At 26.0% G+C, this 15,596-nt stretch carries 15 protein-coding genes; 7 read left to right on the forward strand and 8 right to left on the reverse strand.

Translation table 11 applies throughout. The features are described 5' to 3' along the window. Positions 1–61 precede the first annotated feature (61 nt). The 3 genes from QIA21_RS02315 (at position 62) to amrB (ending at position 3,763) form a co-directional block, all read left to right on the forward strand. Entirely contained in the window at positions 62–1,477 is a 1,416-nt protein-coding gene (locus tag QIA21_RS02315; RefSeq protein WP_301392987.1) for an NFACT family protein, read from the forward strand. 94 nt (positions 1,478–1,571) lie between these two features. Further along, the gene (pyk, locus tag QIA21_RS02320; protein ID WP_301392988.1) at positions 1,572–3,005 is read left to right on the forward strand and encodes a pyruvate kinase; all 1,434 of its coding nucleotides are present in this window, start codon (positions 1,572–1,574) and stop codon (positions 3,003–3,005) included. Positions 3,006–3,022: 17 nt separating this feature from the next. Further along, complete coding sequence (gene amrB / locus QIA21_RS02325) at positions 3,023–3,763, forward strand: AmmeMemoRadiSam system protein B (RefSeq protein WP_301392989.1); 741 nt, start codon at positions 3,023–3,025, stop codon at positions 3,761–3,763. Between the two features lie 18 nt (positions 3,764–3,781). On the opposite strand, the gene rpmB is transcribed toward amrB, so the two are convergent. Together rpmB and QIA21_RS02335 are read right to left on the reverse strand one after the other, a co-directional pair. After that, positions 3,782–4,060 carry a 50S ribosomal protein L28 gene (gene rpmB, locus QIA21_RS02330; RefSeq protein ID WP_091972434.1) on the reverse strand — a complete coding sequence of 93 codons (279 nt, stop codon included), beginning with the start codon at positions 4,058–4,060 and terminating at the stop codon, positions 3,782–3,784. A 17-nt stretch (positions 4,061–4,077) separates the two neighbouring features. Continuing rightward, on the reverse strand, positions 4,078–5,643 hold the full coding sequence (locus tag QIA21_RS02335; protein ID WP_301392990.1) for a hypothetical protein: 1,566 nt from the start codon (positions 5,641–5,643) through the stop codon (positions 4,078–4,080). Positions 5,644–5,753: 110 nt separating this feature from the next. Between QIA21_RS02335 and QIA21_RS02340 the strand changes: the two genes are divergently transcribed. Then, positions 5,754–6,881, forward strand: a complete 1,128-nt coding sequence (locus QIA21_RS02340; protein ID WP_301392991.1) for a hypothetical protein — start codon at positions 5,754–5,756, stop codon at positions 6,879–6,881. A gap of 3 nt (positions 6,882–6,884) precedes the next feature. On the opposite strand, the gene QIA21_RS02345 is transcribed toward QIA21_RS02340, so the two are convergent. Genes QIA21_RS02345 through QIA21_RS02370 form a run of 6 tightly spaced genes read right to left on the reverse strand, consistent with a single transcriptional unit; the run spans position 6,885 to position 12,973 of the window. Beyond that, entirely contained in the window at positions 6,885–8,684 is a 1,800-nt protein-coding gene (locus QIA21_RS02345; protein ID WP_301392992.1) for a hypothetical protein, read from the reverse strand. Positions 8,685–8,696: 12 nt separating this feature from the next. Beyond that, positions 8,697–9,659, reverse strand: a complete 963-nt coding sequence (locus QIA21_RS02350; RefSeq protein ID WP_301392993.1) for a hypothetical protein — start codon at positions 9,657–9,659, stop codon at positions 8,697–8,699. 34 nt (positions 9,660–9,693) lie between these two features. Further along, complete coding sequence (locus tag QIA21_RS02355; protein ID WP_091972425.1) at positions 9,694–10,182, reverse strand: CarD family transcriptional regulator; 489 nt, start codon at positions 10,180–10,182, stop codon at positions 9,694–9,696. A 39-nt stretch (positions 10,183–10,221) separates the two neighbouring features. Further along, positions 10,222–10,815, reverse strand: a complete 594-nt coding sequence (locus tag QIA21_RS02360; RefSeq protein ID WP_091972423.1) for a hypothetical protein — start codon at positions 10,813–10,815, stop codon at positions 10,222–10,224. After that, a complete protein-coding gene (locus tag QIA21_RS02365; RefSeq protein ID WP_301392994.1) occupies positions 10,808–11,539 on the reverse strand; it encodes a 16S rRNA (uracil(1498)-N(3))-methyltransferase in 732 nt (243 codons plus the stop codon). The genes QIA21_RS02360 and QIA21_RS02365 overlap by 8 nt, the downstream gene beginning before the upstream one ends. Before the next feature lie 3 nt (positions 11,540–11,542). Beyond that, positions 11,543–12,973, reverse strand: coding sequence for a S41 family peptidase (locus tag QIA21_RS02370; protein WP_301392995.1), 1,431 nt, complete (start codon positions 12,971–12,973; stop codon positions 11,543–11,545). Positions 12,974–13,037: 64 nt separating this feature from the next. Here QIA21_RS02370 and QIA21_RS02375 point away from each other — a divergent pair, with 64 nt between their 5' ends. From QIA21_RS02375 to lgt, 3 genes are read left to right on the forward strand one after another with little or no spacing between them, the layout of a single operon-like run. After that, complete coding sequence (locus tag QIA21_RS02375) at positions 13,038–13,463, forward strand: hypothetical protein (RefSeq protein ID WP_363323797.1); 426 nt, start codon at positions 13,038–13,040, stop codon at positions 13,461–13,463. Positions 13,464–13,466: 3 nt separating this feature from the next. Further along, on the forward strand, positions 13,467–14,609 hold the full coding sequence (locus QIA21_RS02380) for a MinD/ParA family protein (protein WP_301392996.1): 1,143 nt from the start codon (positions 13,467–13,469) through the stop codon (positions 14,607–14,609). Continuing rightward, entirely contained in the window at positions 14,609–15,595 is a 987-nt protein-coding gene (gene lgt / locus QIA21_RS02385) for a prolipoprotein diacylglyceryl transferase (RefSeq protein WP_301392997.1), read from the forward strand. The genes QIA21_RS02380 and lgt overlap by 1 nt, the downstream gene beginning before the upstream one ends. The last annotated feature ends 1 nt before the right edge of the window (position 15,596 follow it).

A 15,596-nucleotide genomic window follows, 5' to 3' on the forward strand; every position in this document is an offset into this window, starting at 1 on the left:
CATAAAATAAAAATTTAAAGCTTGAGTATAAATATCTTTTAAGAATTAGGATTTGATAAAAATGTCTTTGAATTATGTTGAAATAAACACTTTAATTAAAGAAATCCCTTTCGAAAACTCTTTAATAAAAAAAATAATACAACCGGATTATAAAAGTTTGATTTTAGAGATTTACAATAAAATTGACAATAAAAAATTTAAAATATTAATTTCTTTAAATCCAAACACTACCAGATTTCATATAACAAAAAAAAATTTCAAAAGGAACGCTTTAAAATTAAGATTTTCTGACTTCCTAAAATCAAAAATTCAAAATGGAAAAATTCTAAAAGCTTTCCAAATGAAAAATGAAAGAATCATTTCTCTTGAGATTTTAAAAAAAGAAATAATTATCTTATTTATTAAATTGTGGCCATCCTCTCCAAATATAATAGCTACAAACTCAAACTTTAAAATACTAGATGCATATTACAGAAGACCAAAAATAAAAGAAACATCGGGTGAAATCTTTTTAAAAGCCAAAGAAATACATGAAAGTAATAAAATATCTGATAAAAAAATTATGAATCTAAAAGAAGAATATAGTAATGCCAATTTTACATCTTATTCTGAATTTCTTGAAAATTACTACGAATCGCTCAATAATCAAATTAAAAAAACTAACATAAAAGAATCGCTTATTGAAAAATATAAAAAAGAGCTAATTGTTTTAGAAAAAAGAATAGAATCTTTAAAAAAACAAATTAAGCTGATTGAAAACATTGAAAATGAAAAGGAAAAAGGTGAGTTGATTTTATTAAATATTAACAAAATACAAAAAGGAATTAAAGAAATACACCTCTTAAATTATAAAGAAGAAAAAATAAAAATATCGTTAAACCAATCATTATCACCAAAAGAAAATGCCTTGCAATATTTTAAAGCATATAAAAAAGGCAAAAATTCTTTTAAAACCATACAAAATCAATTGCAAGATAATCTTGACAAATTTAATTTCATTCAATCAAAAATAACGATGCTAAACGAAAATTTAATTCCAAAAGAAGAATATAACCAAGAAGTAAATACTATTAAAAAAAAAGAAAAAACGCTAAAAATAGGCTTGCATTTTACCTCTTGTGGATTTGAAATTATTATTGGAAAAAACGCAAAAGAAAACGATGAACTTTTAAGGCATTACGTTAAAGGAAATGACTATTGGCTTCATACAAGAGATTATCCTGGAGCTTATGTTTTTATTAAAAGTCAAAAAAATAAAACTCCTTGCCTTGATGTCCTTTTAGCTGCTGGTAATTTATGCGTATTTTATACAAAATTAGCAAAAAAATCAGGAAAAGCGGATCTTTACTACACTCAAGTTAAAAATTTAAGAAGGGTTAAAAACGGAAAGCTAGGTCTTGTAATTCCAAAAGCAGAAAAAAATTTACATATCAAGTTAGATGAAACTCTAGTAAAAAAATTAAAAAATCAAACCTAAATACTGCTAGCAAAGCAATATTTTGAATTTTTTACAAAATATTGTTATTCAAAGACAAAAAGCATAAAATTTATAAAAGTGGAGGAAGAACTTTATGATTTCAAAGTTAACAAAAATTGTAGCAACAATCTCTGATCTTAGATGCGAACCAGAACATATAAAAGATTTATACGATGCGGGAGTAAATGTCATCAGACTAAATACTGCTCATCAATCACACGAAGATACAATAAAAGTAATAGACAATGTTAGAAAAATTTCAAATAAAATAGCTCTAATGATCGATACAAAAGGACCGGAAGTTAGAACAGCAAATATTGAAAATCCTATTATTGTAAAAACTGGAGACACCGTAATCATCTCAACTTCGCCCATTAATGAGCCTAAAAACTTTCAAACTAATTATGATGGGTTTGTTAAAGAAGTACCCCAAGGATCTAAAGTGCTAATTGATGATGGTGAGCTTGAAATGACTGTTGTTGCTAAACTACCTGATCGATTAATTTGTGAAATTAAAAATGATGGTCAAATTAAAAATAAAAAATCAATCAATACTCCTGGCATTTCTCTTAAACTGCAATCAGTAACCGAAAAAGACAAAGGATTTATTGAGCTTGCAGCAAAATACAATGTTGATTTTATTGCCCATTCGTTTGTAAGAAATTCCAAAGACGTTCAAGATGTTCAAAAAATTTTAAATGCTGCTGGAAATCCTGATGTAAAAATCATATCCAAAATCGAAAATCAAGAAGGAATTGACAATATTGAAGAAATTGTAAAAGCATCTTATGGAATAATGGTTGCAAGAGGAGATATGGGAGTTGAAATTCCTGCAGAAGATGTACCTATTGCTCAACTCAAAATAACACGAACCTGCATAAAGTATGGAGTACCTGTGATTACAGCAACTCAAATGCTTCATACAATGATTGAAAATCCAAGGCCTACTAGAGCAGAAGTATCTGACATCGCTAACGCTATTTTAAACGGTACAGATGCAATTATGCTGTCTGGAGAAACCGCTTATGGAAAATATCCGATTGAAGCTGTAAAAATGATGACAAGCATTGCTAAAAATGTTGAAAAACATAGAAAAATGACCTCATATAAGGATGAACTTTTTTACGATAAAAGCATTACAAGAAACTATATTATCAAATGTGCAATCGATGCCACAAAACTTATAGATGTAAAAGCAATTATTGTAGATTCTCTAAAGGGCAAAACCGCAAGAATAATGGCAACTTACAGAGCAAGTGTTCCTTTGTTTATTACAACAAATAGCGAGAGATTGGCAAGAGAATTGACATTATCCTACGGAGTTTATTCTAATCTTGTAGACAATAATTTTAAAAGAACTACCGAATTTGTGGTAACTTCTCTTAAAATATTAAAAGAGCAAGGCATTGTTAATGATAAAGATACTGTAATAATTATTTCTGGCAACCCAAATAGAGATATCGACAAAGGAACAGAATTTATGGAAATAAACACAGTAGAAGATGCTATCAAGGGGCGAAATATATAAAGAAAGTTAGAAACCCTTTGGTTGAAAACATATTTTATTTAAATAATACAGACAACTTATCATTTAAGTTGGAAGAAAAAAAAACTCACAAAGCCATTATAACAAGTTATGGAAACTATGAGTTTTTTTTAAAAAATAAATATTTGTTTAAAAAAATAATATCAAATCAAACTAATAATGTATTTATAATCTCTGAAGCAGAAAGCAATTTTTTAATCAATATATCCAATCATCATGTATGGAGAATTTTTAATAAAAATATTAAGGTAAACCTAAAAATATTAAAATTGTTAAAAAATTTAAATTTTACAAATATAGACGATAAATTAATTGAAAATGACCACAAAATTGAAATTACATTGAATTTTATTAGCAATATAAAGAAAAATATAAAAATAATCCCAATAATTTTTGGGAAAACTTGCAATAAAAATTTATTAAAATTTTGTGAGTTTTTAACACCTTTTATAAGCAAAGAAGAAAATTCATTTATCCTACTATCTTACTTTATTTCAAAATCTACAAACATAAAAAAAGCCTTAAAACTTGAAGAAAATTTAAAGCACATCTTCCTCGAAGAAAAATCACCTAGCCCTAATCTAATATTAGAAAGCTATAAATCAAAAAAAATACTTCCAGAAAACATAAATGCAATCATGGCCATCTCTATTCTTTTTAAAAATTTTGAATTTACAGACCCAAAAATAACAGCCAACCCCCCAGAATACTTAATATCAAGCAATATTCTAATAAAATAAAATTGTCAAAATTAAAATTTATAAAAAGTTTTCTATTTTTTTGCAGTTTTTCTTTAAAAAAGAATCAAGCCCTATCTTAGAAATACTTCTTAATGCATTAGCAGAAACCTTAATGTAAATACTTCTTCCAAGCTCTGGAATAAAAAATTTCTTGTTTATTAAATTAACCTTAAAGGTTCTTTTGGTTTTTACTCCAATATGTTGCCCAGCCCCACCTTTTTTCTTGGCAAGACCCTTCCTTGGAACATTATTTCCAAACATAGTTTTTTTTCCTGTTATCTCGCATTTCCTAGCCATTTAGACACTCCTTTAATTTATGATTTTTTCTCCAAATATAAATCCATTAACTTTAAAAACAAAGCTAAACTACTTAAAATATTTTTCATTACACCCCCAAAGTTTAAATTGTTTCCGTAGCTTTTAGCAAAATCTATATCAATCTCTTTCCAATTGTAAATCAGCTCTCTTTCCAAAGAGACCTTTGAATAGTCTGAAAGACAATCTTGCAAACGCTGCTCAATAGAATGAATTTTGGAATAATATTCACTTGATATAGTAAACGCCTTTTTATTAATATCTGCTATTATATTTAACAATAATTTCTCCGAAGATTTATCCCCCACAGAAGCTCTATGCAGTAATGCATTTATTCTGTTACCATAGCCACCTTGATCCCCTAAATTAGAATCAAAATCAATAAGACTTGCATAAATATTAATCAAGGCGTGCATGTCATTAGACATTTCTCTCGAAAGCTCAATATGCTTCCATTGTCCTTTAATAATAAGTAAATTAACAATATCATTAAGATCTTTTTTAACAAAATGAATAGTATATGTTCTTAAATAAACTAAAAGCTCACAATAAACATAACCTGTAGTACTCACAATTTTAGATACAATCTTTTCATTCATTTTTTCATTATAATTATCCAAATTTAAAAAAGATATTCCTGGAAAAAGCTGTTCGGCCAATACTTTAGATTTACTATTTTTTTGCAAAACTTTAATTTTTTCAATTTCAGTGGAAACATGTTTAGTAAGATCATTAAAAAATATTCTCGCTACTGGATTAGGTTTTTGCCCAATAGAAATAGGAAAATAATCCGGATCTCCACTAACATATCTTATTAAATATAAAATTTCCTTACTCTTATTTATATCCAAAATAGAAGAAATAATCTTAATCCAGACATTCGATTTAATAGGAAAATCTTCTTTATTTCCATAAATTTCTAAAACAATGTCATAAAGGTTTTTCCAAATGGAAATATTCTTAATAGAAGATATACATTCTAACAAATCTTTAAGATCATCTATAATAACTCCACAACCTATAGAGCTGAATCTAGGTCTATACACAAAATCATCTTCTGGAAGCAAGTTATCAAAATTTTTAAGAACCAAATAGTATTGATATAAGACCAAATCAAAAAAATTGTGTAAAGCTTCATAAGTTTCATCAATCAATTTAATTTGCTCTTGAGTTATATTTTTAAACAAATGAGATAAATTATTATGCAACTTTTTAGGAAGATCTGAAGCGAAATTCATGTTATCGCTTGCAGAAAAAGAATAAATATAATCTAAAGATTTCTTTTGACTTTCATTTAAATATTTTTCAACAACAAAATGAACAATTTTATTAGAATTTTTATATCTTTGGGCAAATGGTCTTAAGGGAGAAAAAATTTTATAAAAATTATAAAGAAATCTAGAAAATTGAGGTAAAGCCTGAATTTTTGAAGCATTAAAAAAATTACTTGCCCTGCTTAAACTAACTTTAACTTCTTTTAGCCTTTTTTGCTTTATTTGTTCAGAAGTAAGCTCTTTATTGATATTAAACATAGAAAGTATAAAATCGAATAAACTCAAATTCATCATCCCCCTAAAAACTCTTCAGTTCCCTTACTCTATTTTCCAATTAAACATGAAAATCGATATTAACTATAAAAATTATACATAATTTATTGTAAAATAAAAGAAAAAACTTGAATAATTTTATGAGAATAAAAAATTTAGTACTAATAGCAATTTTATTGATTAGCCTCAGCTGTTCAATAAATAAGAACATAGTTATACTAACTGACAACAAAACAATACCATTTTATATAAATCAATTTAACATCGAAAATAAACTAAATTTTATAATTAAGTTTAGAAATAGCATTGACCTGCAAACAATAGAAAAAGAAAATGCACAAATAATTATTTCTAAAAATATTGGTAACACAAACATTACCAACCATTTTAAATCTATAAAAATCGATTATAATCCAGATTACCCCATCTTAAAACATATTTTCAAACAATTTAACTATAAAATTATCCCATTAAGTTTTGACATTCCCATTTTAATCTATAAAAATACATATCAAATTAAAAAATACATAAACACCAAATATTTAAAAGAAGAATATGAAAATTTCATAAAAGACGGAAAATTCTTTATATCACCCTATATTTCTGAAAATTTATTTTATGTGATTTCCGAAATAAATGATGTGGGGTTTTCCTTTGAAAGGAATAAATTAAATTACAATGAAAATAAAATTTTAAAAATGCTAGAATATTTCTCATCATTTTTAAATGCAAAACAAATGGATTTGCAAAAAGATTTCTTCAATAGATATGGCTACCTAAAACTAAATAAAATATTGCTTAATAATAAATCTCTTTTAGTAACAGGATTGAGCGATCTAACCTTTTACAATAGTTTAAGCGAACAAGAGAAAACGCAAATAAAATTTTCATATTTAACAAACAATAACAATGAAATTGTTATCTCAAACCCAAATTTTATTGGTATTTTAGAAACATCTACTTTAACTAAAAAATTTATCAACTGGATTTTAGATAAACAAATCCAAAAAACCCTAATCGAATTTAACAATCAATTTCAATCAAATATATATTTTGGATTTGCCAATGGTTTTACCCCTTACAAAGAATTAAATTTAAAAATAAAACACTCAATTGATGGAATATCTCCTTTTATTATTGACGAAACTCAAATCAATAGCTACTCTCATGTATTAAACAAAAAAACAATTGAAAAAGAAAACTTGCTAATAAATGAATGGTTTTTCTCTAGAATTAAAAATCTAAAAAAAAGTTAAAAATTAAATGTATTTTTCCTTGTAATTTAAAATAACTATTTTAAAAATAAGAAAAAACAATAACGCAGAAAGAATAGCTAAAGATATGTACACACTATTAAAAACGTATATAAGAAGAGAAGTAAAAACGATTAAAAAATAATTGGCAAAAAGACAAGCAATCCCTGAGAAAATAGCTATCATTAATGATACTAGAAAAATCATAACCTTGGAATTGAAATTAAATTCTATTTTAGAAAACAAAGAGATAAAAAACGCTCCCATTAAAACTAACAAAATGGGAGAAATCAGCAAAATCAAACTTAAGGAAAAAATATTAATTAATTTCAAATTTAATATAGCAACCTTATAAAAAGCGCTTGACAAACTTTGGATTTTTAGAAAAAATCCAACCTCAGTATTATTTGAGAATAAAGCTAAATTTTCTACATTTTCATTAATCTTAACAACTTCTAAAACGCTTGTATCAAAACTGTCCATAGACGCAAAGACTTTGGTAAGAGTAATTTCGCTATGCTCATTGTCTTTGTCTAAAACATTTTGGTACACAAAATTACCTCTCAAAGTAGCAAATGGAATTTTAATATGCAATATAACATTTCCTGTCTTATTAAATCTAATAAGTTCAAAATTTTTTATTATTTTAGAATAATTATTAAGGGTGACAATTTTTTGTATATAAATATAATCGTAAAAACCTCTCTTAGAATCTGGTTGCAATAAAAACACATCATTTATTCCATAATATTCAAAATATTTTTCAATTTCATCAAAGAAAAGATATCTTTTCCTAAGTTTTTCAAGCGATTTATTTTTATAATTCAAAATTTCATTATCACTGGGCAATAATTTATGAAGATTAGAAAAACCATAATAAGCTAATTTAAATTTTTCAGTATTAAGATACAAAAAATTTTTTTGCTTTTCTTCAGAAATCAACCGCATTTTTTCTTTTTCAAAATTCCTGTTTTCATTAATAAACTTTAAAGTCAAATTTAAAAGCTCAACAAACTTATCATCTTTTGTTGAAACATGGGCAATATAAGCAAAATAATTGGCCGTATAATAATCATTTTGAACAATAAATTCATTGATAATATTAAAAAAATCTTGCTTTTTAAGGCTTTGCAAAGGATATCGTGAAAAAGTTTTTTTAACCTTTTCCAAATCAACGTCATAGTTTGGAATTTTACTATACTCAGATTTCACTAAATAATAATTTGTTAAAAGCTCTTCATTATTTACATAAATAATTCGCATTTTATCATATATTCTAATCAAATTTTCAAGATGTTTTCTCTTTTGCTTCATTGAATCTGACAAATCAGAAGATAAAAAAAATCTATTTGAAGACAAACTTATATCTATATTTTTAATTTTAAGAGATATTTGATTTGCTTCACTTTCAAGAAGATTATATCTATCGTAACTAAACTTATACTCATTTCTCTGGGAAATTATATAAGGCAATATTAAATTAAATATAAAAGTAAAAAAAAGTCCCATAATAAAAAATAACAGCAAAAATGCATAAAGCCTAGAAAATAAATACCCATTATACGATTTTAAATAAATCTTTATTTCTTGCTGCACAAAAAAAGCAAAGTAAATACAAACAATAAAAATAAAAAATCCATAAAAATACTTATAAAAAAGTAAAATAGAATCAAAAAAAGCTGCTATTAATCTATGCTTTTCTAAAAAATTTTCTCCAAAAAAATAAGAATAACTAAATAATAAACCTAAAAAAACACATAGAAAAATAACAAAGTTACTCAAAAATGCATATATTTCTCTTTTCATAAGCTTTAAGAATTAACTATCCTTATATAAATCATTATCTAAATTATCTAAATCTTTGCTGATTTTAATATATTCTGAAACAAAGCCAAATAAATAGGTAGAAAAAAAAGTTAAAACACAAAAAATAAAAGGAATAAAATCAGAGATCATACTTCTTCCTATTATTACATTGTAAATCTTAGGAAACTCAATTGAATAGACATTATAAATTTTTAAAAAAAGTATAATAAAAATGGGATAAAGAAACATTGCAAAACTATTTGAAAAAATAAGATTAAAAACATAAGAAAATGCAAATAACAATAAAGAAATTCCCAATATATTAAAAATTAAATTTAAATAATTGAGTGAGAATAAAAAATTATTCAAAATTTTTAAATCCCTGAAAAGAAAATCAACAAAGTTATTATAAATTTTTTGCTCTGAAAAATTATTCCCAATAAAATTAATCATACTAAAATCAGAAAGATTTGACTGGTGATAAGAAAAACTTTTATCCTTTTTATCATCTTCTGAAACAATTAAAACTCCATTAAAACCATAAAATCTAAGTTTATTACTAGAAAATATTATTTTACCATTTAAAAAATGCACAACTTCATCTTTAAGGATAAAATTATTATGTTTATTGCTATTAATATAGTAAGAATGAAAGCTGTGGCTAACCAAAAATCCTAAATAAGAAAACAATAAAATAAAAATAAAGATAATACAATAAAAATAAAAAGTCTCTCTAGATGAGTTTAAAACCATTCCATAAAAAGGATAAGGCATCCTCATAAAAGTAACAACAAGCGACAAAGGGAAAGAATAAATATAGGCATTATAATAAAGACTATAACTAAAAATAGAAAAATTAAAATATAAAAACTTATACTTTAAATAAAATGTACAGATAAATATTAAAGAAAAAAGGCAAAATATTAAAATAAACCTATAAATTATTAAAAAAACCAATCTTAAAGAATCAAACACAGCAAATCCTACCTTCTCAAAAATTGAAAAAGCTTTAAGCCTTTTTACTATCGATCAAAATATTTTTGATCTTCTCCTTAGCTTCTTCAAAGCTAATTTGCAAAGCTAAACTAATCTCGTGCTCCAATATTAACTCAAAATCATTCAAAATCCTTTTCTCGTAGAAAGGAAGTTCTTTTTGAGTAGATTTTTTATATAAAAATTTATATAACTTTGCTGTATCTAAAATATCACTTTTTTTATAAAATTCATGACCGCCATCTTTTATTTTTTTTGAATCTATTTGACCTTCAAACTCTTTAATAACATCAAAAACTTCTTCTACCTTTTCTCTGCTAACCAAAGCTCTAATTCCAAAATCGTCAACCTTAGCAACAGGAACCATAAAAATCATATCACTAAATGGAAAATGTATTTCATAATAATCGATAATCTCACCATTAAACTCTTTAGTTCTAATATCCTTAATAGTACCTACTCCATGCATTGGATAAACTACCGATTGATTTAGCAAAAATGCCATATTCACCTCATAAAATATAGATAGTTAAAATTTAAAAGCTCATAAAAAAACACTTAAATTGGTTCTAATACTAAATTTATTATCGTAAAATAAATTTTCAAGATATCTATCATTACAAAAGCTTATTATTACACTAGGAGTAAGTTTATTAATATTTGCAAAAAACATTTCTTTATTTCTCTTTACAGCTTTTAAATCATAATACCCAATAAAACTAATTTCTTTATGAGATTCCTTCAATCTTAAAAATTTTTTCTTTGAAATCACTTTATCCTTGTCAATAATATAACATGTTTTATGGGTATTTTCCAGTATTCCCATTAAAATAAGAAGAACTGTATTTGAATCATAACAGTCAATATTAACTCTTTTAAAAATCTTACAAAAAAATCTTACAATCTTAGAATTTAAAAAAACAAGAGAAGAATTTTTAATGTGATTTCTAAACTTTTTAAAAATCAAAACCTTTAAGAAAGCTTTAAACCCGATAAAAATTACTATCGAATGATAAGGATGCCCTGAAAGATACACAAATCTGCTTATAAGCTTACTACGACTATCAAAAACATCTATAGGTACACCTAAAAAATAAAATCTGTCTGGTTTTGAATATATGTCTTTTAAATTAGCCATTAAAATCCTCTAATAATGCCTTAAAATAAGCAAGGGAATAAATAATAGCCGTATCTGCTCGTAAAATTGGAGTGTTAAACCTTACAAAATTAAAGCCTTTCTCCTTGAAAAAGGCAATTTCTGAGTCCGAAAAGCATCCTTCAGGACCTATTATAATTCCAATTTTGCTTAAATTGTCAAAATTTTCATTCTTGCTTAAAATCATTCCACTTTGATGGGCAACGTAATATCTAGTAGTACAAAAAGAATAAGGTAAATAAAAAAAATTATTATAAAAATTAATTTTGGGAACAATTTTATTGCCGCTTTGCTTTAAGGCCTCATCTATTATTTTTGAAAATCTCAAAGCTTTAGCAGATGTATTGCTTATATCTATTTTAGACACAGAATGATCTGCATTAATAATATTAATTTCTGAAACTCCAATTTCAACAACCTGTCTTAATACCGAATCTATTTTTTTACCCTTTAAACTAGAAATAAAAATACTTATCTCTAAGTTACTTTTTTCAATTTTATCTATTTTATTGGTAGCAAACTTAATAAAATTACTGCCAATCTTCAATACTTCTGACACCCTTAATTCCTTATTTTTTAAAAGAATGTTCAGCTTATCACCCTTTTTAAGTCGCCTTACATTAACAAGATGATGATATATTTTCACATCTTTAACAATAACAAAATCGCCTACTAAACAATTCGAATCTAAAACAATTTGCTTCACAATTTAATTACCTAATTTAGATAAATACTCATAAGCTGCTTTTAAAACTTTGTCATAATGCATGTTATAGATTGGTAGTTCTTTATTATTATCTTGATAGTAATTAAAAAACACATACTTGCCTAGAAATTCTTTATCAATTTTATATTTTGGATTTTCTTTAACAAGATTCTCAACAAAAAAATCAATCTCTTGTTCGGTAATGGATTTTTTGCCTTTCAAAAAGTCTTCTACCAGCTTTTTATCAAAAATTTCTTTATATATTAATGTTTCCTCCTCAGAAAAATCTGGAGATTTTATTTCCAAATCGGGTTCAATCCCAACTTTATGAATACTCTTTCCAGATGGGGTATAATACTTTGAGCTCGTAATTTTAAATCCACCAGTATAAAAAGGAACTACATGTTGAATAAGCCCCTTGCCATAAGACTTTTCACCTATAATATAGGCTCTCTTATTATCTTTTAAGGCCCCTACAAAAACTTCTGACGCTGATGCTGATGATCTATCTATTAAAGCAACGATTCTTACATTTGAAGGCAAAACCTGCTTTGAGCTTGCCTTATAATCAACAGGCTTGCTAGAATTTCTTGATTTTGTAGAAACAATAGTTCCTTTAGATAAAATATCATCCGCCATTTTTATAGCTGCCTGGAAATATCCCCCAGTATTAAGTCTTAAATCCAAAATTAAAGATTTAATATTTCTACTCTTAAGATTGTCTAAAGCTTTGCTAAAATCTACAGAAGTATGTGGATTGAAACTTACTATTCTTATATAACCAATATCTGAATTAATAACATCATACTTGATTGTTTGTATTTCTATCTTCTCTCTTGTAAGTTCAAAATCCAATATTAAATCTTTTCCCCTAAGAATAGACACTTTAACTTTTGTGCCCTCTTTGCCCTTTAAAAGATCAACAACTTGATCCACCTCCATAGAAGAAACACTCTTACCATCAACAGCAGTAATACAATCTCCAGATTTAATTCCAGCCTTATAAGCCGGACCTCCCTCAAAAGGGGTGACAATAGAAACACAAGAGCTATTAGGATCAAGATCTTTTGTCTTCTCCTGCTTATCTTGAGAATGCATTTTTTTTATTATAGAAATTCCAATACCAACATAATCTCCTACTGTTGTTTTTGAGATTTCTTCTAAATCCCTTTTTGTCAAATATTGAGAATAAGGATCACCTAAGGATTGAAATATTCCTTTTAAAGCACCTTCAAAAATTACTTCGTCGCTTACAGGATCAACATAATTCTCTTTTACAAATTCAAAAGCTTGAATCATCATTTGCTCATAACTAGATCTTGATAATTTACTATTATTAGATTCATCAAAGGCAAAAATAGATTCAACAATTACTAAAGAACTTATACCCAAAGTTAACAAAAAATACACGCATATTAAAAATTTATTTTTCATTTATTCATTCCTAATGCAAAAATTAAAACTTGATTTTATTTCCATAATATAATATTTTAAAACTATGTTAAACTCACATCCTAAAAAAAAACAAAGCCTTATACGAGCAAGCCTTATTATATTGCAAATACTCGAAAGCCTTTTAATCTTAGCCTTACTATACCAAGCCATTAATAGACTGATTTTTATTAACAATTACTCTATAAAATTTATGCTGACATTTATTTTATACTCACCTGAATTTTTCATGGCTAATTTAACACTCTATTATCTTATCTACGAAAAATTTAAAATTCTTCATGGCATCATAGTAATAACTAAATTATTTCAAATAATATTAACATTATTATTATTTATCTTAGGATTTACTTTTAAAATATACGCCTATCAAATCTCTCTGGCCATACTCTTAGGGATTACAGTAGTTTATCTAACATTTAATACAATAATTTTAGCACTAATTAAAGCAAAAATAAAAACAACGGAGTAAAGCTTGATTATTATTCCTGTAGCCAGTGGTAAAGGGGGAGTTGGCAAATCTCTTTTCTCGACAAATATAGCAATTTGCCTGGCAAATGAAGGAAAAAGTGTCTTGCTTGCTGATCTTGACCTTGGAGCATCTAATTTACATTCAATGTTAAATATTACACCCAAAAAAAGTATAGGCACATTTTTAAAAACAAATATTAATTTCTCAGACATTATTATTAAATCCGAAATCAAAAATCTAAACTTCATTGCAGGAGATTCTGACATCCCAGAACTTGCCAATATAGCTACTTCTCAAAAAAAAACTATAATAAAAAATTTAAAAGCTTTAAAATATGATTACTTGGTGATTGATCTTGGAGCAGGAACAACTTTTAATATCATAGACTTTTTTTTAATGTCAAAAAGAGGGGTAATAGTAACAACGCCAACAGTAACATCCACAATGAATGCATACTTATTTCTTAAAAATATAATATTTAGACTGTTATCAAGCGTGTTTAAAAGAGGGACAAAAGGAAATGAAATTCTCAGAACAATAAAACAAAATTCAATCGATCTTCAAAAGATATATATACCTAACTTGCTGTTAAAGCTCGAAAGTGAAGATCCTGAAAATTACTCTAAATTTAACAAATTGTTTAAAACAATTAGTCCTTTTATGATATTTAATATGCTCAAAAGTCCCAATGACATTGAAAAAACCGAAAAAATAATAAAATCGGCAAAAAACTATTTAAGCATAAATTTACAAAGCATTGGGGCAATCTATAAAGATGAAATAGTTGATCGAGCTTTAAACAGTAAAATCCCTATTACTATATACAAACCTACAAGTTTAACATCCAAAAGTATAAAAAAAATTGCAAAAAAATTGATCGAAATTGAAGATTTAACAAATGATGCTGAGCTTTTAAATGAAGAAGATTTAAATGAAAGTTACGATTTCGTACTAAGAGAAGCTCAAGAAGAATACATTGAAAAAATTGAATATCTTGAGTCACTGATAAAAAACAAAACAATAGACAGTATCGAAATTATTGATATAATAAAATCTCAGAAAAGAGAAATCGAAACCTTAAGAAAGCAAAATATGTTATTTAAAAAAAAGCTTTTTGAAAAGCTTGAAAAGACTAAGGAGGTCTAATGCCAAATTATATAAATTATCCAAGTTGGTTGCACCCTGAAGTAATTCAAGGCATACCAATTACATGGTATAGCCTATCTTACATTTTTATTATACTAATCTCTTATAAGTTTATTTGGTATCAAATACAATCGGACAATATTGATATCAAAAAAGAAGATTATGAAACATTTATGTTTTCGCTTGTACTTGGAGCAATATTAGGAGGTAGATTAGCATCTACCTTGATTTACGACAAATCAGGGATCTATTACTCTCATCCTTGGTTAATTCTTTTACCATTCGATCAACATTGGAACTTTACAGGCTTTAGAGGTATGGCAATTCATGGTGGTTTTTTAGGCGCAATAATTGCTCCTCTAATTATAATAAATACAAAACTTAAAAATACAAATGTACAAAAATATTTTTTAAAATTAACAGACTATGGGTCAATAGCTTTTTCTTCTGGCTATATACTTGGAAGACTTGCTAATTTCGCAAATGCAGAACTTTATGGAAGAGTAATAAAAGGGGGAATAATATTTCCTAATGCAGAACCATTTGACACAAATATACCGGGTGTAAAAGAATTTGCATCATCCGTAGGGCTTGAAATTTTGCCTCATGACCTACTAATTAACCTTCCAAGAATACCTTCTCAACTTATTGAAGGATTTTTCGAAGGGCCTGTAACTTTTATGTTACTATGGTTTTTATTTAGAAAAATCAAAAAACATGATGGGTTTATTTTTGGTACATATATAATGCTTTACGCTTTTTTCAGATTCTTTATCGAATATTTAAGAGAACCAGATAAAGAACTCGGATTTATAATAAACTATAAATCAATTAAAAGTCTGTTAGAATTTTCCTTTTTAAATATATCAATGGGACAAATTCTCTCACTAGCACTAATGTTATTGGGTTTAATCTGGATAATAATCACTAAAAAAATAGCAGATACAAAAATAAAAAATAATACAAACTTGGAATACAAAAATTAAA

This window comes from Borreliella japonica (genome assembly GCF_030438115.2).
In the GTDB taxonomy this organism is placed as follows: Bacteria; Spirochaetota; Spirochaetia; order Borreliales; family Borreliaceae; genus Borreliella; species Borreliella japonica.

Bases quoted from the DNA above. Each gene is read 5' to 3' on its own strand.
- rpmB (WP_091972434.1), bottom strand. From the start codon at position 4,060: ATGGCTAGGAAATGCGAGATAACAGGAAAAAAAACTATGTTTGGAAAT.
- lgt (WP_301392997.1), top strand. From the start codon at position 14,609: ATGCCAAATTATATAAATTATCCAAGTTGGTTGCACCCTGAAGTAATT.
- QIA21_RS02370 (WP_301392995.1), bottom strand. From the start codon at position 12,973: ATGAAAAATAAATTTTTAATATGCGTGTATTTTTTGTTAACTTTGGGT.
- QIA21_RS02335 (WP_301392990.1), bottom strand. From the start codon at position 5,643: ATGAATTTGAGTTTATTCGATTTTATACTTTCTATGTTTAATATCAAT.
- QIA21_RS02315 (WP_301392987.1), top strand. From the start codon at position 62: ATGTCTTTGAATTATGTTGAAATAAACACTTTAATTAAAGAAATCCCT.
- QIA21_RS02375 (WP_363323797.1), top strand. From the start codon at position 13,038: ATGTTAAACTCACATCCTAAAAAAAAACAAAGCCTTATACGAGCAAGC.
- QIA21_RS02360 (WP_091972423.1), bottom strand. From the start codon at position 10,815: ATGGCTAATTTAAAAGACATATATTCAAAACCAGACAGATTTTATTTT.
- QIA21_RS02345 (WP_301392992.1), bottom strand. From the start codon at position 8,684: ATGAAAAGAGAAATATATGCATTTTTGAGTAACTTTGTTATTTTTCTA.
- pyk (WP_301392988.1), top strand. From the start codon at position 1,572: ATGATTTCAAAGTTAACAAAAATTGTAGCAACAATCTCTGATCTTAGA.
- QIA21_RS02355 (WP_091972425.1), bottom strand. From the start codon at position 10,182: ATGGCATTTTTGCTAAATCAATCGGTAGTTTATCCAATGCATGGAGTA.